The organism is Burkholderiales bacterium (genome assembly GCA_036262035.1).
Taxonomy (GTDB): Bacteria; Pseudomonadota; Gammaproteobacteria; order Burkholderiales; family SG8-41; genus JAQGMV01.
In genome coordinates, this window is sequence record DATAJS010000031.1 from 396,218 (window position 1) to 416,641 (window position 20,424).

34 protein-coding genes are annotated in these 20,424 nt (G+C 65.3%); 2 read left to right on the plus strand and 32 right to left on the minus strand.

Going from position 1 to position 20,424, the window contains the following annotated elements:
- Positions 1 to 60 precede the first annotated feature (60 nt).
- Together uvrA and VHP37_31830 are read left to right on the plus strand one after the other, a co-directional pair.
- On the plus strand, positions 61 to 2,955 hold the full coding sequence (gene uvrA, locus VHP37_31825) for an excinuclease ABC subunit UvrA (GenBank protein HEX2830966.1): 2,895 nt from the start codon (positions 61 to 63) through the stop codon (positions 2,953 to 2,955).
- Positions 2,952 to 4,229, plus strand: coding sequence for a glycerate kinase (locus VHP37_31830; protein ID HEX2830967.1), 1,278 nt, complete (start codon positions 2,952 to 2,954; stop codon positions 4,227 to 4,229). Before uvrA ends, VHP37_31830 begins: the two co-directional genes overlap by 4 nt.
- 7 nt (positions 4,230 to 4,236) lie before the next feature.
- Here the strand turns inward: VHP37_31830 and VHP37_31835 are convergent, their stop codons facing one another.
- From VHP37_31835 to tuf, 32 genes are all read right to left on the minus strand, one after another.
- Entirely contained in the window at positions 4,237 to 4,791 is a 555-nt protein-coding gene (locus VHP37_31835; GenBank protein ID HEX2830968.1) for a DUF488 domain-containing protein, read from the minus strand.
- Complete coding sequence (locus VHP37_31840; GenBank protein ID HEX2830969.1) at positions 4,788 to 5,483, minus strand: M15 family metallopeptidase; 696 nt, start codon at positions 5,481 to 5,483, stop codon at positions 4,788 to 4,790. The genes VHP37_31835 and VHP37_31840 overlap by 4 nt, the downstream gene beginning before the upstream one ends.
- A gap of 149 nt (positions 5,484 to 5,632) precedes the next feature.
- Positions 5,633 to 6,046, minus strand: coding sequence for a 50S ribosomal protein L17 (gene rplQ, locus VHP37_31845; protein ID HEX2830970.1), 414 nt, complete (start codon positions 6,044 to 6,046; stop codon positions 5,633 to 5,635).
- Positions 6,047 to 6,057: 11 nt separating this feature from the next.
- Positions 6,058 to 7,035 carry a DNA-directed RNA polymerase subunit alpha gene (rpoA, locus tag VHP37_31850; protein ID HEX2830971.1) on the minus strand — a complete coding sequence of 326 codons (978 nt, stop codon included), beginning with the start codon at positions 7,033 to 7,035 and terminating at the stop codon, positions 6,058 to 6,060.
- Between the two features lie 21 nt (positions 7,036 to 7,056).
- The gene (rpsD, locus tag VHP37_31855; GenBank protein HEX2830972.1) at positions 7,057 to 7,683 is read right to left on the minus strand and encodes a 30S ribosomal protein S4; all 627 of its coding nucleotides are present in this window, start codon (positions 7,681 to 7,683) and stop codon (positions 7,057 to 7,059) included.
- A gap of 12 nt (positions 7,684 to 7,695) precedes the next feature.
- On the minus strand, positions 7,696 to 8,085 hold the full coding sequence (gene rpsK, locus VHP37_31860; protein HEX2830973.1) for a 30S ribosomal protein S11: 390 nt from the start codon (positions 8,083 to 8,085) through the stop codon (positions 7,696 to 7,698).
- Between the two features lie 48 nt (positions 8,086 to 8,133).
- Positions 8,134 to 8,508, minus strand: coding sequence for a 30S ribosomal protein S13 (gene rpsM, locus VHP37_31865; protein HEX2830974.1), 375 nt, complete (start codon positions 8,506 to 8,508; stop codon positions 8,134 to 8,136).
- A gap of 151 nt (positions 8,509 to 8,659) precedes the next feature.
- Complete coding sequence (gene rpmJ / locus VHP37_31870; protein ID HEX2830975.1) at positions 8,660 to 8,776, minus strand: 50S ribosomal protein L36; 117 nt, start codon at positions 8,774 to 8,776, stop codon at positions 8,660 to 8,662.
- Positions 8,777 to 8,869: 93 nt separating this feature from the next.
- Positions 8,870 to 9,088, minus strand: coding sequence for a translation initiation factor IF-1 (gene infA / locus VHP37_31875; protein ID HEX2830976.1), 219 nt, complete (start codon positions 9,086 to 9,088; stop codon positions 8,870 to 8,872).
- Positions 9,088 to 10,419 carry a preprotein translocase subunit SecY gene (secY, locus tag VHP37_31880; protein HEX2830977.1) on the minus strand — a complete coding sequence of 444 codons (1,332 nt, stop codon included), beginning with the start codon at positions 10,417 to 10,419 and terminating at the stop codon, positions 9,088 to 9,090. The genes infA and secY overlap by 1 nt, the downstream gene beginning before the upstream one ends.
- Positions 10,420 to 10,421: 2 nt before the next feature.
- The gene (gene rplO / locus VHP37_31885; GenBank protein HEX2830978.1) at positions 10,422 to 10,919 is read right to left on the minus strand and encodes a 50S ribosomal protein L15; all 498 of its coding nucleotides are present in this window, start codon (positions 10,917 to 10,919) and stop codon (positions 10,422 to 10,424) included.
- Positions 10,920 to 10,923: 4 nt separating this feature from the next.
- Positions 10,924 to 11,109, minus strand: coding sequence for a 50S ribosomal protein L30 (gene rpmD, locus VHP37_31890; protein HEX2830979.1), 186 nt, complete (start codon positions 11,107 to 11,109; stop codon positions 10,924 to 10,926).
- Positions 11,110 to 11,111: 2 nt separating this feature from the next.
- A complete protein-coding gene (rpsE, locus tag VHP37_31895) occupies positions 11,112 to 11,636 on the minus strand; it encodes a 30S ribosomal protein S5 (GenBank protein ID HEX2830980.1) in 525 nt (174 codons plus the stop codon).
- An 11-nt stretch (positions 11,637 to 11,647) separates the two neighbouring features.
- A complete protein-coding gene (gene rplR / locus VHP37_31900) occupies positions 11,648 to 12,004 on the minus strand; it encodes a 50S ribosomal protein L18 (GenBank protein HEX2830981.1) in 357 nt (118 codons plus the stop codon).
- A gap of 12 nt (positions 12,005 to 12,016) precedes the next feature.
- Entirely contained in the window at positions 12,017 to 12,550 is a 534-nt protein-coding gene (gene rplF / locus VHP37_31905; protein ID HEX2830982.1) for a 50S ribosomal protein L6, read from the minus strand.
- 13 nt (positions 12,551 to 12,563) lie between these two features.
- Positions 12,564 to 12,959 (minus strand): 30S ribosomal protein S8, encoded by a 396-nt coding sequence (gene rpsH / locus VHP37_31910; GenBank protein ID HEX2830983.1) that lies wholly within the window; start codon positions 12,957 to 12,959, stop codon positions 12,564 to 12,566.
- Positions 12,960 to 12,978: 19 nt separating this feature from the next.
- Positions 12,979 to 13,284, minus strand: a complete 306-nt coding sequence (rpsN, locus tag VHP37_31915) for a 30S ribosomal protein S14 (GenBank protein HEX2830984.1) — start codon at positions 13,282 to 13,284, stop codon at positions 12,979 to 12,981.
- Positions 13,285 to 13,291: 7 nt separating this feature from the next.
- Entirely contained in the window at positions 13,292 to 13,822 is a 531-nt protein-coding gene (gene rplE, locus VHP37_31920) for a 50S ribosomal protein L5 (GenBank protein HEX2830985.1), read from the minus strand.
- Between the two features lie 187 nt (positions 13,823 to 14,009).
- On the minus strand, positions 14,010 to 14,327 hold the full coding sequence (gene rplX / locus VHP37_31925; protein ID HEX2830986.1) for a 50S ribosomal protein L24: 318 nt from the start codon (positions 14,325 to 14,327) through the stop codon (positions 14,010 to 14,012).
- A 13-nt stretch (positions 14,328 to 14,340) separates the two neighbouring features.
- Positions 14,341 to 14,709 (minus strand): 50S ribosomal protein L14, encoded by a 369-nt coding sequence (rplN, locus tag VHP37_31930; GenBank protein ID HEX2830987.1) that lies wholly within the window; start codon positions 14,707 to 14,709, stop codon positions 14,341 to 14,343.
- Positions 14,710 to 14,907: 198 nt separating this feature from the next.
- Entirely contained in the window at positions 14,908 to 15,198 is a 291-nt protein-coding gene (gene rpsQ / locus VHP37_31935) for a 30S ribosomal protein S17 (protein HEX2830988.1), read from the minus strand.
- A gap of 3 nt (positions 15,199 to 15,201) precedes the next feature.
- Positions 15,202 to 15,393 (minus strand): 50S ribosomal protein L29, encoded by a 192-nt coding sequence (gene rpmC, locus VHP37_31940; protein ID HEX2830989.1) that lies wholly within the window; start codon positions 15,391 to 15,393, stop codon positions 15,202 to 15,204.
- 2 nt (positions 15,394 to 15,395) lie between these two features.
- Entirely contained in the window at positions 15,396 to 15,812 is a 417-nt protein-coding gene (gene rplP / locus VHP37_31945) for a 50S ribosomal protein L16 (GenBank protein HEX2830990.1), read from the minus strand.
- Positions 15,790 to 16,545: a 30S ribosomal protein S3 gene (rpsC, locus tag VHP37_31950; GenBank protein ID HEX2830991.1), complete on the minus strand. Its 756-nt coding sequence runs from the start codon at positions 16,543 to 16,545 to the stop codon at positions 15,790 to 15,792. Before rpsC ends, rplP begins: the two co-directional genes overlap by 23 nt.
- 3 nt (positions 16,546 to 16,548) lie before the next feature.
- On the minus strand, positions 16,549 to 16,887 hold the full coding sequence (gene rplV / locus VHP37_31955; GenBank protein HEX2830992.1) for a 50S ribosomal protein L22: 339 nt from the start codon (positions 16,885 to 16,887) through the stop codon (positions 16,549 to 16,551).
- Between the two features lie 9 nt (positions 16,888 to 16,896).
- Complete coding sequence (rpsS, locus tag VHP37_31960) at positions 16,897 to 17,193, minus strand: 30S ribosomal protein S19 (protein HEX2830993.1); 297 nt, start codon at positions 17,191 to 17,193, stop codon at positions 16,897 to 16,899.
- A 6-nt stretch (positions 17,194 to 17,199) separates the two neighbouring features.
- Positions 17,200 to 18,033, minus strand: a complete 834-nt coding sequence (rplB, locus tag VHP37_31965; protein HEX2830994.1) for a 50S ribosomal protein L2 — start codon at positions 18,031 to 18,033, stop codon at positions 17,200 to 17,202.
- Positions 18,033 to 18,362: a 50S ribosomal protein L23 gene (rplW, locus tag VHP37_31970; GenBank protein ID HEX2830995.1), complete on the minus strand. Its 330-nt coding sequence runs from the start codon at positions 18,360 to 18,362 to the stop codon at positions 18,033 to 18,035. The genes rplB and rplW overlap by 1 nt, the downstream gene beginning before the upstream one ends.
- Positions 18,359 to 18,979 (minus strand): 50S ribosomal protein L4, encoded by a 621-nt coding sequence (rplD, locus tag VHP37_31975; GenBank protein ID HEX2830996.1) that lies wholly within the window; start codon positions 18,977 to 18,979, stop codon positions 18,359 to 18,361. Before rplD ends, rplW begins: the two co-directional genes overlap by 4 nt.
- 10 nt (positions 18,980 to 18,989) lie before the next feature.
- Complete coding sequence (gene rplC / locus VHP37_31980) at positions 18,990 to 19,679, minus strand: 50S ribosomal protein L3 (protein ID HEX2830997.1); 690 nt, start codon at positions 19,677 to 19,679, stop codon at positions 18,990 to 18,992.
- Positions 19,680 to 19,845: 166 nt separating this feature from the next.
- The gene (rpsJ, locus tag VHP37_31985; protein HEX2830998.1) at positions 19,846 to 20,160 is read right to left on the minus strand and encodes a 30S ribosomal protein S10; all 315 of its coding nucleotides are present in this window, start codon (positions 20,158 to 20,160) and stop codon (positions 19,846 to 19,848) included.
- A 98-nt stretch (positions 20,161 to 20,258) separates the two neighbouring features.
- Positions 20,259 to 20,424: elongation factor Tu (gene tuf, locus VHP37_31990; protein ID HEX2830999.1), on the minus strand; the 166-nt coding region annotated here is incomplete at its 5' end.

Sequence of the window (20,424 nt, forward strand, 5' to 3'; positions counted from 1 at the left end):
TGCCGCGAGTGGTCTATCGTGCCTTGGCGCGTCTCCTTCGGTATATTAACAGGTTTGCCCATGGCTTCAGTCACTCCCTTACACTCGCAACGACCCGAGCCGAAGGAACCGGCCGCGGGCGAGCGCGGCGGCACGGGTGGCGAGCTCATCCGTGTCCGGGGCGCTCGCACCCACAACCTCAAGAACGTCAACCTCGACCTTCCGCGCAACCGCCTGGTCGTGATCACCGGCCTGTCGGGCTCGGGCAAGTCGTCCCTCGCCTTCGACACGCTGTACGCCGAAGGCCAGCGGCGCTACGTCGAATCGCTCTCGGCGTATGCGCGCCAGTTCCTCCAGCTCATGGAGAAGCCCGACGTCGATCTCATCGAGGGCCTGTCCCCCGCGATCTCGATCGAGCAGAAAGCGACCAGCCACAATCCGCGATCGACCGTCGGCACGGTGACCGAGATCCACGATTACCTGCGCCTCCTCTATGCGCGCATCGGCGACCCCCATTGTCCCGAGCACGGCAACGAGCTGTCGGCGCAGAGCGTCTCGCAGATGGTCGACCACGTGCTGACGCTGCCCGAGGACACGCGGCTCATGGTCCTCGCGCCGCTGGTGGTGGGCCGCAAGGGCGAGCAGGCGGAGCTCTTCGACGAGCTGCGGGCGCAGGGCTTCGTGCGGATACGCGTCGACGGCGAAGTCTACGACCTCGACCAGATGCCGAAGCTCAGGAAGAACGTGAAGCACACCGTCGAGGTGGTGGTCGACCGGCTGAAAGTGCGCCAGGACGCGCGGCAGCGCCTCGCCGAATCGTTCGAGACCGCGCTGCGCCACGCCGACGGCCGCGCGCTCGCGGTCGAGATGGACGGCGGCGCCGAGCATCTCTTCTCCGCGCGCTTCGCGTGCCCGGTGTGCAGCTATTCGCTGCCCGAGCTCGAGCCGCGGCTCTTCTCGTTCAACAATCCGATGGGCGCGTGCTCGCGCTGCGACGGGCTGGGGAGCGTGAGCTTCTTCGATCCCAAGCGGGTGGTCGCCTTTCCCGACCTGTCGCTCGCGTCGGGTGCGATCAAGGGCTGGGACCGGCGCAACCAGTTCTATTTCCAGATGCTGCAGTCGCTCGCGCAGCACTACGGCTTCGATCTCGAAAAGCCCTTCAGCGATCTGCCCGAGGCCGTGCAGCACGCGATCCTCCACGGCTCCGGCCGCGAGAAGATCCGCTTCCTGTACATCGGCGAGAAGGGCAACAAGCACTTCCGCGAGCATCCTTTCGAGGGCGTGCTGCCCAACCTCGAGCGGCGTTATCGCGAGACCGACTCGCTGGTGGTGCGCGAGGAGCTGGCGAAATACCTCAACAACCAGCCGTGTCCCGAGTGCGGGGGCACGCGCCTGCGGCGCGAAGCGCGCTTCGTCACCGTCGCGCGCAAGGCGATCTACGAAGTGTCGGCCCTGCCGCTGAACGAGGCGATCGATTTCTTCTCGACGCTCACGCTCGCGCCGGTGAAGCAGGCGATCGCCGACAAGATCGTGCGCGAGATCGCCAACCGCCTGCAGTTCCTCGTCAACGTCGGCCTCGAATACCTGTCGCTCGACCGCTCGGCGGACACGCTCTCGGGCGGTGAAGCGCAGCGCATACGGCTCGCGAGCCAGATCGGCTCGGGCCTGACCGGCGTCATGTACGTGCTCGACGAGCCTTCGATCGGCCTGCACCAGCGCGACAACTCGCGGCTGCTGGAGACGCTGAAGCGCCTGCGCGACATCGGCAACTCGGTGATCGTCGTGGAGCACGACGAGGATGCGATCATGGCCGCCGACTACGTCGTCGACATGGGCCTGGGCGCGGGAGAGCACGGCGGCCACGTGGTCGCCGAAGGCTCGCCGCGGGACATCACCCAGCACGCCGAGTCGCTGACCGGCCAGTATCTCAGCCGCCGCCGCCGCATCGACATCCCGGCGCTGCGTCACCGTCCCAACAAGAAGCGCACGCTGACGATCAAGGGCGCGCGCGGCAACAACCTGCGCGACGTCACGGTCGACATCCCGGTCGGCCTGTTCGTATGCGTGACCGGCGTATCGGGCTCGGGCAAGTCGACTCTGGTCAACGACACGCTCTACAACACGGTCGCCCGCCAGCTCTACGGCAGCGCGCTCGAGCCCGCCCCGCACGACTCGATCGACGGCCTGGAGCTCTTCGACAAGATCGTCAACGTCGACCAGAGCCCGATCGGGCGCACGCCGCGCTCCAATCCCGCGACGTACACCGGTCTTTTCACGCCGATCCGCGAGCTCTTCGCCGGCGTCCCCGCGGCGCGCGAGCGCGGCTACGGCGCGGGACGCTTCTCGTTCAACGTGAAAGGCGGACGTTGCGAAGCGTGCCAGGGCGACGGCGTGCTCAAGGTCGAGATGCACTTCCTCCCGGACATCTACGTGCCGTGCGACGTCTGCCACGGCCGGCGCTACAACCGCGAGACGCTGGAGATCCACTACAAGGGCCGCAGCATCCACGAAGTGCTGCAGATGACGGTCGAGCAGGCGTGCGAATTCTTCAGCGCGGTGCCGGTGCTCGCGCGCAAGCTCCAGACCCTGTTGGACGTCGGCCTCGGCTACATCACGCTGGGGCAGAGCGCGACGACGCTCTCGGGGGGCGAAGCGCAGCGCGTGAAGCTCGCACAGGAGCTGTCCAAGCGGGACACCGGACGCACCCTGTACATCCTCGACGAGCCGACGACCGGCCTGCACTTCCACGACATCGATCTCCTGCTGCGCGTGCTGCACCGGCTGCGCGACCACGGCAACACCATCGTGGTGATCGAGCACAATCTGGACGTGATCAAGACCGCCGACTGGGTGATCGACCTCGGTCCCGAAGGCGGCGGCGGCGGCGGCACCATCGTCGCGGAAGGCACGCCGGAAGACATCGCCGCCCATCCCGCGAGCCACACCGGCCGCTATCTAGCGAGCGCGCTCTCGTGAAGCCGAACGTCGATGTCCTGCTGACCGAAAGCTTTGCAGCCGCCATCGCGGCGGCCGATCCGCTGCAGATCGTCGGCGAGCACCTGCCGGCCCCGCCGAAAGGGCGTACTCTGATCGTCGGCGCGGGCAAGGCCGCGGCTTCGATGGCGCTCGCGGTCGAGCAGCGCTGGCCGGCGAATGCGCCGCTCGACGGCCTGGTCGTGACGCGCTATCAGCACGGGCTGCTCACCAACCGCATCACGGTCATCGAAGCGGGCCATCCCGTTCCCGACGAAGCCGGCGAGCAGGCGGCGCAGGAGATCATGAAGCGCGTGAAGACGCTGACGCGCGACGATCTGCTGCTCGTGCTCGTCTCCGGCGGCGGATCGAGCCTGCTCTCGCTGCCGGCGGGCGACGTGACGATGGCCGAGCTCAAATCCACGACGCAGGCGCTGCTGCGCTCCGGCGCGCCCATCCAGGACATGAACACGGTGCGCAAGCACCTCTCGGCCATCCAGGGCGGACGGCTCGCCGCCGCCTGCCGCGCGCGCGTGCTCGCGCTGGTCGTCTCCGACGTCACCGGCGACGATCCCACGCATATCGCCTCCGGTCCGTGCGCGCCGGATCCGACGACGTATCGGGATGCGCTCGACATCCTCGAGCGTTCCGGCGTAAAGCCGCCGCCGGCGGTCAAACGCCACCTCGAGCGAGGCGCGGCGGGCGAGATCCCCGAGACGCCCAAACCCGGCGATGCGGTTTTCAAGCGCGTCGAGAATCGCGTCATCGCGACCGCGCATCGCTCGCTCGAAGCGGCGGCGGGCTACTTCTCGGAGCAAGGCATACAGCCCGTCGTGCTCGGTGACTCGGTCACGGGTGAAGCGCGCGAGGTGGCGAAGGTCTACGGCGCGCTCGTGCGCGAGATCAGGGCGCACGGCGGGCCATGGAAGCGGCCGGTCGCGCTGATCTCGGGCGGCGAATGTACAGTGACCGTCCGGGGCGAAGGCCGCGGCGGACGCTGCGCCGAGTTCCTGCTGTCGCTCGCGATCGACCTCGACGGCGCCGCCGACGTGCACGCGCTCGCGGCGGACACCGACGGCATCGACGGCAGCGAGGACAACGCGGGCGCCGTGCTTCACCCGGACTCGCTCGCCAAAGCGCGCGCGAAGAAGGTCGACGCTCCACGCCTGCTCGACACCAACGACGCCTATACGTTCTTTTCGGCGATCGGCGCGCTCGTCGTCACCGGTCCTACGCGCACGAACGTCAACGACTACCGGGTCATCCTGGTCCTGTAGGCGCCGCTCAGCCGATGTCGAGACCGGGCTGCGTGCCGACGTCGTAGATGAGGTCGTCCCCCTCGATACGCGCCTCCGTGCGCAGCGCGTGCGCCTTGGGCCCCGACGGGCCGATGACGTGCCGCACCTCGACGCCGTGCGCGACGAGGAAGTCCGAGATCATGTAGCGGTGGCACTGCCACGGCAGGCGCTCGGCGCACATGATCGCGGGGCGCTCGTCGCGCGCGATCTCGAGCAGCCTCGCGATGCCCTCGTGGAATTCGGCGCTCTGCATGTGATCCGCATACGCGCGGAAGCTCTCGTTGCGCATCGCCACGTGCGGCGTATCCTTGCGCGCCCGGCGACGGCCGCCGAGCGCCTGGCCTTCCCACACGTACTCGATGTGCCGCTTCGGCAGCGACTTCTCCAGCTCGCCGCGGCCGAAGTGCGGGTGCCGGCGTGAGCCGGGGAACATCCGGACGTCGACGAGGCAGCCGACCCCGTTCTGCTTCAGCAGCTCGACGAGCTCCTCCAGCGGCCGGTTGCCGTGGCCGATGGTATAGACGGTGGTCGCGTCGATCATGCGATCGCTGTCGATTCCGGCGGATCGACGTCGGCGACGTAGCGCGCGTGCAGCGCGTCGATGCGCCCGAGCACGATCTCCTTGCCGAGCATGTCGCTGCCGGCGACCGCGTCGCGCAGGAGCGCGGGCGTGAGCGCCGCGAGCGCAGGCTGCGCCACGGCCGCATAGCTCAGGTGCCAGGCCTCGGGGTGCACACCGCCGCGGAACGTGCGATACGGGCGGAAGAAGCCGTACCGCGCCATGTTCGCGTCGAGCCAGCGGTGGAGCCGGTGAAACACGCCGCCGGGCTCGCATTCGGAAGGCAGGAGCTGCACCGTGTAGCCTTCGGGCAGCGCGGCGCTGTCGACCACGTCGATCTCGGTGCCCCAGTGATGGCGGCTCCCGCCGGGCAGCGCGCTCCAGCAGAGGATCGCTTCCATGAGCTCTTCGGGCGCGAGCGCCGCGTGCTCGCGCGCATTGCCGGCGGCGTCGTACAGCGTGCGCTCGCCGCGCCACTTGAGGTTCCAGATGCGCTGCTGCGCCTCGAAATCGCGAAAGGCGCTGGTGATCGCCATGTCGATGCCGGCGCCCGCCGCGTCCTGCTTCATCGCGAGGAAGGCTTCCAGCGCTTCAGGGTGGACTGCCGCTTTCAGGTCGTCGCGCTGGACGACATGGCTGCGCGACCTGCCGGTCAGCTCGAGCTGGTTCAACATAAGACGATTCTAGGAGAAGCGAAGAACGACATGTAGCGCCGCCAGGGGCATAAGCGCGCCGTTGCAGGCCGAAGCGGCGGTGCAGACCTTTCCGGCCGGCCATAAAAAAAAGCCGGCGAAGCCGGCTTCTTTCATCAGCGTTGGGCGGTTCAGGCCCCGGCTTCCGCCGGCTGCTTCGTCTCTTCGGTTTCGACTTCGCTTTCCTCCGGACGGTCCACCAGCTCGACCAGCGCCATCGGCGCGTTGTCGCCCTTGCGGAAGCCGAACTTGAGGATGCGCGTGTAGCCGCCGTTGCGCTTGGCGTAGCGCGGGCCGATCTCGTCGAACAGCTTCACCACCATGTCGCGGTCGCGCAGGCGGTTGAACGCGAGGCGGCGGTTGGCGAGCGACGGCGCCTTGCCGAGCGTGATGATCGGCTCGACGACGCGGCGCAGCTCCTTGGCCTTCGGCAGCGTGGTCTTGATGAGCTCGTGCTTGAGCAGCGAGCACGTCATGTTCCGCAGCATCGCGAGACGATGGCTGCTCGTGCGGTTGAGCTTACGTAGCCCGTGACGGTGACGCATGATCGTTTTCCTTAGACTTTTTCGAGACCGGCGGGCGGCCAGTTCTCGAGCTTCATGCCGAGCGTGAGACCGCGCGACGCGAGCACTTCCTTGATCTCGTTGAGCGACTTGCGGCCGAGGTTCGGGGTCTTCAGAAGCTCGGTCTCGGTGCGCTGGATGAGATCGCCGATGTAGTAGATGTTCTCGGCCTTCAGGCAGTTGGCCGAGCGCACGGTGAGCTCGAGGTCGTCGACCGGGCGCAGCAGCACCGGGTCGATCTGGGTCGCTTTCTTCTCCTCGATCTGCGCGGGCATGCCCTTCAGATCGGCGAAGACCGAAAGCTGCTCGACCAGGATGCGGGCGGCGTAGCGCACCGCTTCCTCGGGCTCGATCGCGCCGTTGGTCTCGATGTCCATGATCAGCTTGTCGAGGTCGGTGCGCTGCTCGACGCGGGCGGACTCGACCGAGTAGCTGACGCGGCGGACCGGGCTGAAGGACGCGTCGAGCATGATGCTGCCGACGGTGCGGCCTTCGTCGCCGGTCTTGCGGCTGGTCGCGGCGAGATAGCCGCGGCCCTGCTCGACCTTGATCTGCATGTCGAGCTTGCCGCCGGGCGCGAGGTGCGCGATGACGTGATCGGGATTGACGATCTCGACGTCGTGCTGCTGCTCGATGTCGCCCGCCGTCACGACGCCTTCACCGGACTTCTTGAGGTTGAGGGTCGCTTCGTCGCGGCCGTGCATCTTGAGCACGACACCCTTGAGATTCAGCAGGATGTCGACGACGTCTTCCTGGACGCCGTCGATCGTGGAGTACTCGTGCAGCACGCCAGCCATCTTGACCTCGGTGGCGGCGTAGCCGGGCATCGAGGAGAGCAGCGTGCGGCGCAGTGCGTTGCCCAGCGTGTGGCCGTAGCCGCGCTCGAAAGGCTCCATGGTGAGCCGGGCGTGGAACGGCGACAGGTTCTGGACATCGATGATGCGAGGCTTCAGAAAGGCGCTGCTGGCCATATAGTGGGGACCTCTTTCGGATTACTTCGAGTAGAGTTCGACGACGAGCGATTCGTTGATCGTCGACGACAGCTCCGAGCGCTGCGGGCGCGCCTTGAACGTGCCCTTGAGAGCGGCGACGTCGACTTCCACCCATTCGGGCAGGCCGCGCGACGTGGCGGCTTCGGCCGCCGACTTGATGCGCAGCTGGTCTTTAGAGCCCTGCGCGACTTCGATCACGTCGCCCGGACGGCACTGATACGACGGGATGTTCACCCGCTTGCCGTTCACCAGGATGCCGTTGTGGCGCACGACCTGGCGCGCTTCGGTGCGCGAGCCGCCGAAGCCCATGCGATAGCAGACGTTGTCGAGGCGGCCTTCGAGGATCTGCAGCAGCGCTTCACCCGTGACGCCCCTCGATGCAGCCGCCGCCTTGTAGTTCAGGCGGAACTGACGCTCGAGCACGCCGTAGGTGCGGCGGACCTTCTGCTTCTCGCGAAGCTGCACGCCGTAGCCCGACAGGCGCGTGTTCTTCTGCCCGTGCTGGCCGGGCGGATAGTTGCGGCGCTCGATGGCGCACTTGTCGGTGAAGCACTTCTCCGCCTTCAGGAAAAGCTTCTCGCCTTCCCGGCGGCACTGACGGCAGCGCGCGTCCAGATTTCTTGCCAAGTTGCGTTCTCCTTAGATACGGTGCTTTTTCGGCGGACGGCAGCCGTTGTGCGGCACCGGGGTCACGTCCGAAATGCTGGTGATCTTGAAGCCGACGGCGTTCAACGCGCGCACGGCCGATTCGCGGCCGGGGCCGGGGCCCTTGATCCGCACTTCGATGTTCTTCACGCCCGATTCGGCTGCGAGGCGGCCGGCCTGCTCGGCGGCGACCTGCGCGGCGAACGGGGTCGACTTGCGCGAGCCCTTGAAGCCGTTGCTGCCGCAGGTGGCCCACGCGAGCGCGTTGCCCTGACGGTCGGTGATCGTCACGATCGTGTTGTTGAAAGAAGCGTGAATGTGGGCGATGCCTTCCGCCACATTCTTCCGGACCTTCTTGCGCACGCGGGTGCTTTGCTTAGCCATGAGCTTGAATCGCCTTTGATAGTCTTGCCGACGTCAATCGTGCTTCCGTTACGCGGGTGCGCGCTGGAGCTTGACGGCGCCTTTACGCGGACCCTTGCGGGTGCGCGCGTTGGTGCGGGTGCGCTGGCCGCGCACGGGAAGGCCCGCGCGATGGCGCTTGCCGCGCCACGTGCCGAGGTCCATCAGCCGCTTGATGTTCATCGACACTTCGCGGCGGAGGTCACCTTCGGTCGTGAACTTGGTGACTTGTTCCCGCAGCTTGTCCATGTCGTTGTCCGACAGGTCCTTGATCTTGGTCGTGCCTGCGATGCCGGCGCGCTCGCAGATCACCTTCGCGCGGGAACGGCCGATACCGTAGATCACGGTCAGCGCGATGTTCGCGTGCTGCTGGTTCGGGATGTTGACGCCACCTATGCGGGCCATGCTGTCCTACCTCTTATCTCGCCGCCCCCGAAGGGAAAACCGGCAATTATAACGAAAATTTGGTTGCTTTCCAATAACTTATCTAGCCTGCGTCGCGCCGCGGGGTGCGCGGCGAGGACCGCGTAGCGGTCCGAAGCAACGGCGCAGGCCTTCAGCCCTGGCGCTGCTTGTGGCGGGGATCCTTGGAGCAGATCACCCGGACCACGCCGTTGCGCTTGATCACCTTGCAGTTGCGGCAGATCCGCTTAACCGATGCCAGTACTTTCATAATGCTTCCTCTATCGATTTTGAGTGAGACGTGACATGTGAAACGTGATGAAACCGGTGCCGCCTTCACGTCTCACGTTTCACTTTTCACATTTCACTTCGCCCTGAACACGATGCGGCCGCGCGTGAGGTCGTAGGGGGTAAGCTCCACCGTGACCTTGTCCCCCGGCAGGATGCGGATGTAGTGCATGCGCATCTTGCCCGAGATGTGTCCGAGTACGATGTGACCGTTCTCGAGCTTCACCCTGAATGTTGCGTTCGGCAGGGTTTCGACGATCTCGCCCTGCATCTGTATGGTTTCTTCTTTCGACATTACCGTGTCGGGAACACGCCGCCGCTGCCGCCCTTGAAATTCGCCTTCTTCAGCAGGCTCTCGTACTGGTGCGACATGATGTACGCCTGCACCTGCGCCATGAAGTCCATCGTCACCACGACGATGATCAGCAGGCTCGTGCCGCCGAAGTAGAAGGGCACGTTCTTCCAGACGATCAGCGCCTCGGGCAGCAGGCACACCAGCGTCACGTAGATCGAACCCGTCAGGGTGAGCCGCATCATGATGCGCTCGATGTAGCGGGCGGTCTGCTCGCCCGGCCGGATGCCCGGCACGAACGCCCCGCTCTTCTTCAGGTTGTCCGCGGTCTCCTTCGGATTGAAGACCAGCGCGGTGTAGAAGTAGCAGAAGAAGATGATCGCCGTGGCGTACAGGATCGCGTAGATCGGCTGCCCGGGATGCAGGGTGTTCGCGATGTTGCGCAGCCACGCCATACCTTCGGACTGCCCGAACCAGCCCACCGCGGTCGCCGGGAACAGGATGATCGACGAGGCGAAGATCGGCGGGATCACCCCGGACATGTTGATCTTCAGCGGCAGATGCGAAGTCTGGCCGCCGTAGACCTTACGCCCCACCTGTCGCTTCGCGTAATTCACCAGGATCTTCCGCTGCCCGCGCTCGACGAAGCACACGAACGCGGTGACCAGCACCACGGTCGCGAAGATGAACAGCACCACGGGGATCGAGAACGCCCCGGTGCGCGCGAGCTCCAGCGTGCCGCCGATCGCGTGCGGGAAGCCCGCGGCAATGCCGGCGAAGATGATGAGCGAGATGCCGTTGCCGATGCCGCGTTCGGTGATCTGCTCGCCGAGCCACATCAGGAACAGCGTGCCGGTCGTCAGCGTCACCATCGCCGTGAGGCGGAACAGCAGGCCCGGGTCGACCACCAGCCGCTGCTGCGATTCGAGCGCGATCGCGATGCCCAGCGACTGAAACAGCGCGAGCCCCAGGGTGCCGTAGCGCGTGTACTGGGTGATCTTCCTGCGCCCTGCCTCGCCCTCCTTCTTCAGCGCTTCCAGCGTCGGCGACACGACCGTCATGAGCTGCATGATGATCGACGCCGAGATGTAGGGCATGATGCCCAGCGCGAAGATGGAGAACCGCGAGAGCGCGCCTCCCGAGAACATGTTGAACATGTCCAGGATGCCGCCCTTCTGCGATTTGAAGAGCTCGGCGAGCTGCATCTGGTCGATGCCCGGCACCGGGATGAAAGACCCGATGCGGAACACGATCAGCGCGCCCAGCAGGAACAGCAGGCGGCGCTTGAGGTCGCCGAGCTTTCCGGATGCGAGCAGTGAGCTGTTGGTCGCCAAGCTTACTTAGCCTCCGGCTGGGCCGCCGGCTTCTTCTGGAGCTTGCCGGCCGGCGCTTTCTCGGCCGGGGCTTCGATGCTGCCGCCCGCGGCTTCGATCGCGGCGCGCGCGCCCTTGGTGACGCCCAGACCCTTGACCGCGACCTTGCGCGAGATCTCGCCCGACAGGATCACTTTCGCGCGCGTCGCGAGGTGCGGGACGACGCCCGCCTTCTTCAGCGCGGCGAGGTCGATGACGTCGCCGTCGACCTTCGCCAGATCGCCGAGCCGCACTTCGGCCTTGTCGTCCGCAGCGAACGAAACGAATCCGCGCTTCGGCAGGCGGCGCTGCAGCGGCATCTGACCGCCTTCGAAACCGACTTTGTGAAAGCCGCCGGCACGCGCCTTCTGGCCCTTGTGGCCGCGACCCGCGGTCTTGCCGAGGCCGCTGCCGATGCCGCGTCCGACGCGTCGCTTGGCGTGCTTGGCGCCCGCTGCGGGCTTGAGATTGTTCAGTTCCATCTTCTTAGCCTTCCACCTTTAGGAGGTAGGAAACCTTGTTGATCATGCCGCGGTTCGCCGGCGTGTCGAGCACTTCGGCGCTGCTCATGCGGCGGCGCAGGCCGAGGCCGCGCACGCACTGTCGATGCTCGGGCTTGGTGCCGATGAGACTCTTCACCAGCGTGACTTTGATCTTCTTGCCTTCGGCCATGATTACCCCGTGATTTCTTCGACCGACTTGCCGCGCTTGGCGGCGATCGCGGCCGGCGTGTTCATCGCGGTGAGCCCGTTGATCGTCGCGCGCACGACGTTGTACGGGTTGGTGGAGCCCAGGCACTTCGAGAGGATGTTGGTGACGCCCATCACTTCGAGCACCGCGCGCACCGGACCGCCGGCGATGATGCCCGTACCTTCGGAAGCCGGCTGCATGTAGACGCGCGCCGCGCCGTGACGGCCGACCACCTGGTGCTGCAGCGTGCCGTTCTTCAGCGAGACCTTGACCATCTTGCGGCGCGCTTCTTCCATCGCCTTCTGCACCGCGACCGGCACTTCACGCGCCTTGCCCTTGCCCATGCCTATACCGCCGTCGCCGTCGCCGACCACCGCGAGCGCCGCGAAGCCGAGCACACGGCCGCCCTTCACCACCTTGGTGACGCGGTTGACCGCGACCATCTTCTCGCGAAGACCGTCGGAGCGCTCTTCGCCGGTTTGCATCTTACCTGCTTGAATTTTCGCCATGGGGGGTCCGCTTAAAACTTCAGGCCGGCTTCACGCGCGGCTTCGGCCAGCGCTTTCACGCGGCCATGGAATTTGTAACCCGAGCGGTCGAACGCGACCTCGGTGATGCCGGCCGCTTTCGCGCGCTCTGCGATGCGCTTGCCGATCTCGGCTGCCGCCGAGACGTTGCCGCCGTTCTTCACGGAGGCGCGCAGCTCCTTCTCCGCGGTCGACGCGCTCGCGAGCACCTTCGACGCGGTGGCGTCGATCACCTGCGCGTAGATGTGCGCGTTCGAACGGTGCACCGTGAGCCGCACGGCTCGCTGCTGGCGGATCTTGGCGCGGGTTGCCTTGGCGCGCCGGACGCGCGATTCGATCTTGTCGCTCATAGTCTATGCGCCTTACTTCTTCTTCGTTTCCTTGAGCACGATCCGCTCGTCGGCGTAGCGCACGCCCTTGCCCTTGTAAGGCTCGGGAGCGCGGTACGCGCGCACTTCGGCGGCCACCTGGCCGACGACCTGCTTATCGGTGCCCTTGATGAGGATTTCGGTCTGCGTCGGTGTCTCGGCCTTGACGCCCTGCGGAAGCTGGTGCACCACCGGATGCGAGTAACCGAGCGTGAGGTTGAGCTTGTCGCCCTGCGCCTGCGCGCGGTAGCCGACGCCGACCAGCGTGAGCTTCTTCTCGAAGCCCTTGGTGACGCCCTGGACCATGTTCGCGACGATCGCGCGAGTCGTGCCCGAGAGCGCGTTCGCCTGGCGCGAGTTGTCGTTCACTTTGAACTCGAGGCGGTTGTCGACGCGCTCGATCTTCACCTTGGGCGAGACCGCCTGCGTCAGCGTGCCGAGCGGCCCCTTCACCGAGATCCTGTCGTAGTCGACCTTGATCTCGACCTTCTCGGGAATGTCGACCGGGTAATTCGCTATACGGGACATGATTCGCTCTCTCTCACGCGACGATGCACAGCACTTCGCCGCCGACGCCGAGACCCCGCGCCTTGCGATCGGTCATCACGCCTTTCGACGTGGACACGATGGCGACGCCGAGGCCGTTCATGACCTGCGGGATCTCCTTGGTGCCCTTGTAGATGCGAAGGCCGGGACGGCTCACGCGCTCGATCTTCTCGATCACGGGGCGGCCCGCGTAGTACTTCAGGCTGATCTCGAGCTCGCGCTTGCCGCTCTGGTCGCGCACGGCGTAGTCGTCGATGTAGCCCTCGTCCTTCAGGACCTGGGCGATCGAGGACTTCAGCTTCGAAGCCGGCATTGCCACCGACTGTTTTTCCGACAGCTGCGCATTGCGGATGCGCGTGAGCATGTCGGAGATGGGGTCACTCATACTCATGCAGTTCTCTCCTGACCTCTCACCAGCTCGCCTTGATGACGCCCGGAATCTCGCCGCGCATCGCGATCTCGCGCAGCTTGTTGCGCGCCATGCCGAACTTGCGGAAGGTGCCGCGCGGACGGCCGGTGAGCGCGCAGCGGTTGCGCACGCGGACCGGCGACGAGTCGCGCGGAAGCTTCTGCAGCTTCAGGCGAGCTTCGTATCGCTCCTCCTGGGCGACCTTCGGGTCGTTCGCGATCGCGAGGAGCTCCGCACGCTTCGCGGCGTACTTCTTCACCGCGTCGCGGCGCTTCTCGTTGCGGTTGACTAATGACGTCTTTGCCATGAATGCGTCAGCTCCTGAACGGGAATTTGAAAGCCGCAAGCAGCGCCTTGCCTTCTGCGTCGGTCTTCGCGGTGGTCGTGATGGTGATGTTCATCCCGCGGATCGCGTCGATCTTGTCGTACTCGATCTCGGGAAAGATGATCTGTTCCTTCACGCCCATGTTGTAGTTGCCGCGGCCGTCGAACGAGCGCGCCGAGATGCCGCGAAAGTCGCGGACGCGGGGCAGCGCGATGTTGACCAGACGGTCGAGGAACTCGTACATCCGCGCGCCGCGCAGCGTCGCCTTGGCGCCGACCGGGTAGCCTTCGCGGATCTTGAAGTTCGCGACCGACTTGCGCGACTTGGTGACGAGCGGCTTCTGACCGACGATCTTCTGCATGTCGGCGACCGCGTTGTCCATGATCTTCTTGTCCGCGACGGCTTCGCCAACGCCCATGTTGATCACGATCTTCTCGATGCGCGGCACTTCCATCACGCTCTTGTAGCCGAACTGCTGCGTGAGGTCCTTCATGACCGTCTCGCGGTAGTAGGTCTGCAGGCGCGCGGGCTCCTTCGGACCGGAAGGACGCTCGTCGACCGCGGCGTCGGCGGCCTTCTGCTCGGGCGCGCCCTTGCCCTTCTTGGGCTGCTTGGCTTCACCGCCCGCGGGCTGCTTGCCGCCGCCCGATTTCGCGGGCGCCTTGGCTTTCTTGTCCTTGCTGTCTTTCTCGCTCATACGTCAACCCTTATACGTCCACAACCTCGCCGTTGGACTTGAAGAACCGAACGCGCTTGCCGTCCTCGAGCGTCCGAACGCCGACGCGGTCGGCTTTCTTCGTGCCCGGGTTCCACAACGCCACGTTCGAGACGTGCAGCGGCATTTCCTTTTCGACGATACCGCCGGTGAGACCCTTCATCGGGTTCGGCCGCTGGTGCTTCTTCACGCGGTTCGCGCCCTCGACGATCACGTGCTCGGCGTCGACGACGCGCAGCACCGTGCCGCGCTTGCCGCGATCCCGGCCCGTGGTGACGACGACGTCGTCGCCTTTCCTGATCTTTTTCATTTCCTGGTTTCCCTTACAGCACTTCCGGCGCGAGCGACACGATCTTCATGAAGCGCTCGGTCCGCAGTTCGCGGGTGACCGGCCCGAAGATGCGGGTGCCGATCGGCTCGAGCTTGGCGTTGAGCAGCACCGCCGCGTTGGAATCGAACTTGACGAGCGAGCCGTCGGCGCGGCGGACACCTTTCGCGGTGCGCACGACGACGGCGTTGTAGACCTCGCCCTTCTTGACGCGACCGCGCGGGGCCGCATCCTTCACGCTGACCTTGATGACATCGCCGATGCCGGCGTAACGACGCTTGGACCCGCCGAGCACCTTGATGCACATCACCTCGCGGGCGCCCGTATTGTCAGCCACGTCCAGAATGGACTGCATTTGTATCATCGTCTTGTCTCGCTGCTGTTGCTGCGTATTTGCTGCTGCTTCCCCAACTTAGCTCGCCGCAGTTCTCACTACGGCGCAAACCAGTATTGGAGCCCGTCCGGGTCAGGTCGCCGGCCCCGGGGGAGATGGGGCGGGCGTGGAAAGCCGAATATTATAGAACCATCGACCCGATTCCGCAATGGAATCGGGTCTCCCGCCTTAAACGATGCGGGCTTTCTCCAGGAGCTTGGTCACCTTCCAGGCCTTGGTCTTGGAGAGCGGACGGCACTCCTCGATCTCCACCAGGTCGCCCTGGTGGTAATCGCCGTTCTCGTCGTGGGCGTGGTACTTCTTGGAGAACGTCACGTACTTGCCGTAGAGCGGGTGCTTCATGCGCCGCTCGACGAGGACCGTGACGGTCTTCTGCATCTTGTCGCTGACCACACGCCCGTGGAGGGTGCGCTTGTTGGCCGCCGGCTTGGCGGCTTCCGGGGTCGTCTGTTCGCTCATGCCTTAGGCCTTCGCTTTCTCGTTCAGGAGCGTGCGCACGCGCGCGATGTCGCGGCGCACCTTCCGGATCTGACTGATATTCGAGAGCTGCTGGGTCGCCTTCTGCATGCGCAGCGAGAACTGCGCGCGCAGCAGCGACTGCAGCTCCTGGTTGAGCTCGTCGCTCGACTTGCCCCTCAATTCGCTCGCTTTCATCCTTACGCTCCCACCATGCGCTGCACGAAGGTCGTCTGGATCGGCAGCTTCGCCGACGCGAGGCGGAAAGCCTCTTTCGCCGTCACCTCGTCGACGCCGTCCATCTCGTAGAGCATCTTGCCGGGCTGGATCTCGGCGACCCAGTACTCCGGATTGCCCTTGCCGTTACCCATCCGGACTTCCGCGGGTTTCTGCGAGATCGGCTTGTCCGGGAAGATGCGGATCCAGATGCGGCCGCCGCGCTTGATGTGCCGGGTCATGGCACGACGCGCGGCCTCGATCTGGCGGGCCGTGAGGCGGCCGCGGCCGACGGCCTTCAGGCCGAATTCGCCGAAGCTCACCTTGTTGCCGCGAGTCGCCTTGCCGGTGTTCCGGCCCTTCTGCTCCTTGCGGTATTTACGTCTGGCTGGCTGTAGCACGTCTTGCTCCTGTTCTGCCGGGGGTCCTGCCGCGGGGCTTGCGCTCGCGCGGCTGCTCGGGTTCGGGGGTCGGGGCCTGCGGCGCGAGCGGGTTGGTCTCGCCCTGCTTCATGATCTCGCCCTTGAAGACCCACACCTTGATGCCGATGACGCCGTAGGTGGTCTTGGCTTCCGAAAAACCGTAATCGATGTCGGCGCGCAGCGTGTGGAGAGGCACGCGGCCTTCGCGATACCACTCGGTGCGGGCGATCTCGATGCCGTTCAGGCGGCCGGCGCTCATGATCTTGATGCCTTGCGCGCCGAGACGCATGGCGTTGGTGATCGCGCGCTTCATCGCGCGGCGGAACATGATCCGCTTCTGGAGCTGCTGCGAGATCGAATCGGCGATGAGCTGGGCGTCGAGCTCGGGCTTGCGCACTTCCTCGATGTTCACGTGCACGGGCACGCCGAGCATCCTCTGGAGCTGCGTCTTGAGCGACTCGATGTCCTCGCCCTTCTTGCCGATGACCACGCCGGGACGCGCCGAGAAGATCGTGATGCGCGCGTTCTTCGCGGGGCGCTCGATCACCACGCGCGAGACCGCGGCGTGGCCGAGCTTCTCCTTGAGGTAGTCGCGAACCTTGACGTCCTCGAGCAGCATGCCCGCGAAGCCCTTGTTGTTCGCGTACCAGCGCGAAGCCCAGTTCTTGTTCAGCGCCAGGCGGAACCCGGTCGGATGTATCTTCTGACCCATAAATTAATTCCTCCCGTCGCCGACGGTTAAGAAGATGTGGCACGTGGGCTTGAGAATGCGGTTGCCACGGCCTTTGGCGCGCGCCTGAAAGCGCTTGAGCACCGGCCCCTTCTCGATGCAGATATGCGTCACTTTCAGCTCGTCGATGTCCGCGCCCGCGTTGTGCTCGGCGTTGGCGATCGCCGACTCGAGCACTTTACGAATAATGGCGCCGGCCTTCTTCGGGCTGAACTGAAGGATGTTGAGCGCGTTCTCGACCGATTTGCCGCGGATCTGGTCCGCGACCAGCCGGCCTTTCTGCGCCGACAGCCGTACACCCCAGAGTTTTGCGTTGGTATCCATGTCGTGTCCTTACCTGGCGGGGCTGGCTTTTTTGTCGCCCGCGCCGCCCGCCTTCGAGTGACCCTTGAAGGTGCGGGTGTGCGAGAACTCGCCGAGCTTGTGGCCGACCATGTTTTCGGTGACGTACACCGGGATGTGCTGCTTGCCGTTGTGGACCGCGATCGTCAGGCCGACGAAATCCGGCAGGATCGTGGAGCGGCGCGACCACGTCTTGATCGGACGCTTGTCCGAAGCCGCGCGTGCGGCCTCGACCTTGTCCAGCAGGTGGTGATCGACGAACGGACCTTTTTTGACTGAACGTGCCATGTGTCTTTACCCCGCGCTCTTCGCGTTGCGACGGCGCACGATCATGCTGTCGGTGCGCTTGTTCTTGCGAGTCTTGTAACCCTTGGTGAGCACGCCCCACGGGCTCACCGGATGCCGGCCTGCCGAAGTGCGGCCTTCGCCGCCGCCGTGCGGGTGGTCGATCGGGTTCATCGCGACACCGCGAACGGTCGGACGCACGCCGCGCCAGCGCACGCGGCCCGCCTTGCCGATCGATTCCAGCGAATGCTCTTCGTTGCCCACTTCGCCGATCGTCGCGCGGCAGTTGATGTGCACGCGGCGGATCTCGCCGGAGCGCAGGCGAAGCTGAGCGTATTCGCCTTCACGCGCGAGGAGCTGCACGCCGGTGCCGGCCGCGCGCGCGAGCTGCGCGCCCTTGCCCGGCATCATCTCGATGCAGCAGATCGTCGTGCCGACGGGGATGTTCCGCAGCGGCAGCGTGTTGCCGGCCTTGATCGGGGCTTCCGAGCCGGACATGAGCTGCGCGCCCGCGACCACGCCTTTCTGCGCGATCACGTAACGGCGCTCGCCGTCGGCGTAGAGCAGCAGCGCCAGATGCGCGCTGCGGTTCGGGTCGTACTCGATGCGCTCGACCTTCGCCGGGACGCCGTCCTTGTTGCGCTTGAAATCGATGATGCGGTAGTGCTGCTTGTGACCGCCGCCCTTGTGGCGCATCGTGACGCGGCCGTGCGTGTTGCGGCCGGCGCTCTTCGATTCGCTCTCGACGAGCGCGGCGTGGGGCTTGCCCTTGTGCAGGTCCTTCGTTACGACCTTGACGAGCTGGCGCCGGCCTGGGGAGGTCGGTTTGACTTTGATGAGCATTACTTGTTCTCCCCTTCAGCGAAGGTGATCTCCTGGCCTTGGGCCAGCGCGACGTAAGCCTTCTTCCAGTTGTTGCGGCGACCCATGAAGCGGCCCGCGCGCTTTTCCTTGCCGCGCACGTTGACGATGCTGACCGACTTCACCTGCGTGCTGAACATCATCTCGACCGCCGCCTTGATCTCCGGCTTGGTCGCGTCGCTGCACACGCGAAACACGTACTGGTTGCGCTTCTCGCCGACCATGGTGCTCTTCTCCGAGATCACCGGAGCGAGCAGCACCTGCATCAGGCGCTCTTCGCGCTTGCCGAAAGTGGTGGTTGCCTGGCTCATGCGAACATCTCCTCGATCTTGGCCACGGCGCCGCGGGTCACGATCACGTGGTCGGCGCGGATCAGACTGACCGGATCGGCTCCGGCCACCGACACGACGTCGACGAATGGCAGATTGCGGGACGCCAGCCCGAGGTTCTCGTCGAGCGCGTCGGTGATGATGAGGACGCTGGCGAGCCCCATGCCCTTGAGCTTCTGGGCGAGCAGCTTGGTCTTCGGCGCCTCGAGCGTGAAGCTCTCGACGACCGCCAGACGCTCTTCGCGCGCGAGCTGCGAGAAGATCGACGAAAGGCCCGCGCGGTACATCTTGCGGTTGAGCTTATGGCTGAAATTCTCGTCCGGCCGATTCGGGAAAATGCGACCGCCGCCACGCCACAGCGGGCTGGACGTCATACCGGCGCGCGCGCGGCCGGTTCCTTTCTGGTTCCACGGCTTCTTGGTCGAGTGCCTGACTTCGCCGCGATCCTTCTGCGAGCGGGTGCCCTGACGCCCGTTGGCCATGAAGGCCGTCACCACCTGGTGCACGAGCGCTTCGTTGTACTCGCGGCCGAAAGCCGCGTCCGAAGCGTTCACCGAAGAGGTCGACTGGCCTTGCTCGTTGATGATCTTGAGTTCCATTCAGCCCCCTTTATTTGCCCTTGCCCGCGGCCTTGGCCGGGGCGGGTTTCGCGACCCTCTGCGCCCGCACCGCAGGGCGCACCATCAGGTCGCCGCCGCGCGAGCCGGGAACGGCGCCGCGAATGAGGAGGAGCTGACGCTCGGCGTCGACGCGCACGATCTCGAGGTTCTGCACCGTGCGGCTGGCCGCGCCGTAGTGGCCGGGCATCTTCTTGCCCGGGAAGACGCGGCCCGGGTCCTGCGCCATCGAGATCGAGCCCGGCTTGTTGTGCGAGACCGAGTTACCGTGGCTCGCGCGGTTCGACGAAAAATTGTGGCGCTTGATGACGCCCGAGAAGCCCTTGCCCTGCGAGACGCCGGAGACGTCGACCTTCTGACCGGGCTGGAAGACGTCGGCGGCAGCAACGGTGCCGCCGGCTTTCAGGTTCGCAGCCTCTTCCGCGGTGATACGGAACTCGCGAAGGACGCGCCCGGCTTCGACGCCGGCTTTCGCGAAATGGCCTGCCTGGGGTTTGCCGACGCGGTTCGCGCGGCGCTTGCCGAAAGCGACCTGCACGGCTGCGTAGCCGTCGGCCTCGGCGGTCTTGATCTGGGTGACGCGGTTGTTCGACACGTCCACAACGGTCACCGGGATGGAATCGCCATCGTCGGTGAACACGCGGGTCATGCCGACCTTGCGGCCAACAAGTCCTAAGCTCATCTTACGTCCCTTTCCGGGGTTACAGGTCCTCGCGGACCTGGCGCCGACTTCAATTGGCCGACGACTTGTTTACTGCCGTGAAACGTGAGGCGACTTCGTCGCTTGTGAAACGTGAAACGTCGGATCTTCTCTACGTTTCACATTTCACGTTTCACTTTTCACGCGCTTACAGCTTGATCTCTACGTCCACGCCCGCGGGAAGGTCGAGCTTCATCAGCGCGTCGACCGTCTTGTCGGTGGGATCGATGATGTCCATCAGGCGCAGGTGCGTGCGGATCTCGAGCTGGTCGCGCGACGTCTTGTTGACGTGCGGCGAGCGCAGGAGGTCGAAGCGCTGCTTGCGCGTGGGCAGCGGAACGGGGCCCTTGACCACCGCTCCGGTGCGCTTCGCCGTGTCGACGATCTCGAGCGCCGACTGATCGATCAGCCGGTAATCGAACGCCTTCAGGCGGATGCGGATTTTCTGACTTTTGACTGCCATTATCTAGACCCCGTGAAACGTGAAATGTGAAACGTGAAACGTGAGACGTGAGCCGGTTTACGTTTCACGTTTCACAAGCGGCGAAGCCGCATCACGTTTCACTCAATAATTTTCGCTACGACACCGGCGCCGACGGTTCTGCCGCCTTCGCGAATCGCGAAACGCAGCCCCTCTTCCATCGCGATCGGCTGGATCAGCGTCACTTCGATCGACACGTTGTCCCCGGGCATCACCATCTCCGTGCCCTTCGGCAGCTCGATCGAT

Coding starts and splice junctions, on each gene's coding strand:
- rpsE (HEX2830980.1), bottom strand. CDS start 11,636: ATGGCGAAAATTCAAGCAGGTAAGATGCAAACCGGCGAAGAGCGCTCC.
- rpsS (HEX2830993.1), bottom strand. CDS start 17,193: ATGGCACGTTCAGTCAAAAAAGGTCCGTTCGTCGATCACCACCTGCTG.
- rplR (HEX2830981.1), bottom strand. CDS start 12,004: ATGAGCGACAAGATCGAATCGCGCGTCCGGCGCGCCAAGGCAACCCGC.
- rpmC (HEX2830989.1), bottom strand. CDS start 15,393: ATGAAAGCGAGCGAATTGAGGGGCAAGTCGAGCGACGAGCTCAACCAG.
- rpsC (HEX2830991.1), bottom strand. CDS start 16,545: ATGGGTCAGAAGATACATCCGACCGGGTTCCGCCTGGCGCTGAACAAG.
- rpmD (HEX2830979.1), bottom strand. CDS start 11,109: ATGGCCGAAGGCAAGAAGATCAAAGTCACGCTGGTGAAGAGTCTCATC.
- rplF (HEX2830982.1), bottom strand. CDS start 12,550: ATGTCCCGTATAGCGAATTACCCGGTCGACATTCCCGAGAAGGTCGAG.
- rplC (HEX2830997.1), bottom strand. CDS start 19,679: ATGAGCTTAGGACTTGTTGGCCGCAAGGTCGGCATGACCCGCGTGTTC.
- rplV (HEX2830992.1), bottom strand. CDS start 16,887: ATGGATACCAACGCAAAACTCTGGGGTGTACGGCTGTCGGCGCAGAAA.
- rpsM (HEX2830974.1), bottom strand. CDS start 8,508: ATGGCCCGCATAGGTGGCGTCAACATCCCGAACCAGCAGCACGCGAAC.
- rpsQ (HEX2830988.1), bottom strand. CDS start 15,198: ATGAGCGAACAGACGACCCCGGAAGCCGCCAAGCCGGCGGCCAACAAG.
- rpsH (HEX2830983.1), bottom strand. CDS start 12,959: ATGAGTATGAGTGACCCCATCTCCGACATGCTCACGCGCATCCGCAAT.
- rpmJ (HEX2830975.1), bottom strand. CDS start 8,776: ATGAAAGTACTGGCATCGGTTAAGCGGATCTGCCGCAACTGCAAGGTG.
- rpsJ (HEX2830998.1), bottom strand. CDS start 20,160: ATGGCAGTCAAAAGTCAGAAAATCCGCATCCGCCTGAAGGCGTTCGAT.
- VHP37_31840 (HEX2830969.1), bottom strand. CDS start 5,483: ATGTTGAACCAGCTCGAGCTGACCGGCAGGTCGCGCAGCCATGTCGTC.
- rpsN (HEX2830984.1), bottom strand. CDS start 13,284: ATGGCAAAGACGTCATTAGTCAACCGCAACGAGAAGCGCCGCGACGCG.
- rplD (HEX2830996.1), bottom strand. CDS start 18,979: ATGGAACTCAAGATCATCAACGAGCAAGGCCAGTCGACCTCTTCGGTG.
- rplQ (HEX2830970.1), bottom strand. CDS start 6,046: ATGCGTCACCGTCACGGGCTACGTAAGCTCAACCGCACGAGCAGCCAT.
- rpoA (HEX2830971.1), bottom strand. CDS start 7,035: ATGGCCAGCAGCGCCTTTCTGAAGCCTCGCATCATCGATGTCCAGAAC.
- rplN (HEX2830987.1), bottom strand. CDS start 14,709: ATGATACAAATGCAGTCCATTCTGGACGTGGCTGACAATACGGGCGCC.
- rplW (HEX2830995.1), bottom strand. CDS start 18,362: ATGAGCCAGGCAACCACCACTTTCGGCAAGCGCGAAGAGCGCCTGATG.
- rplB (HEX2830994.1), bottom strand. CDS start 18,033: ATGCTCATCAAAGTCAAACCGACCTCCCCAGGCCGGCGCCAGCTCGTC.
- VHP37_31835 (HEX2830968.1), bottom strand. CDS start 4,791: ATGATCGACGCGACCACCGTCTATACCATCGGCCACGGCAACCGGCCG.
- rpsK (HEX2830973.1), bottom strand. CDS start 8,085: ATGGCTAAGCAAAGCACCCGCGTGCGCAAGAAGGTCCGGAAGAATGTG.
- rplX (HEX2830986.1), bottom strand. CDS start 14,327: ATGAAAAAGATCAGGAAAGGCGACGACGTCGTCGTCACCACGGGCCGG.
- rplO (HEX2830978.1), bottom strand. CDS start 10,919: ATGGAACTGAACAATCTCAAGCCCGCAGCGGGCGCCAAGCACGCCAAG.
- infA (HEX2830976.1), bottom strand. CDS start 9,088: ATGTCGAAAGAAGAAACCATACAGATGCAGGGCGAGATCGTCGAAACC.
- uvrA (HEX2830966.1), top strand. CDS start 61: ATGGCTTCAGTCACTCCCTTACACTCGCAACGACCCGAGCCGAAGGAA.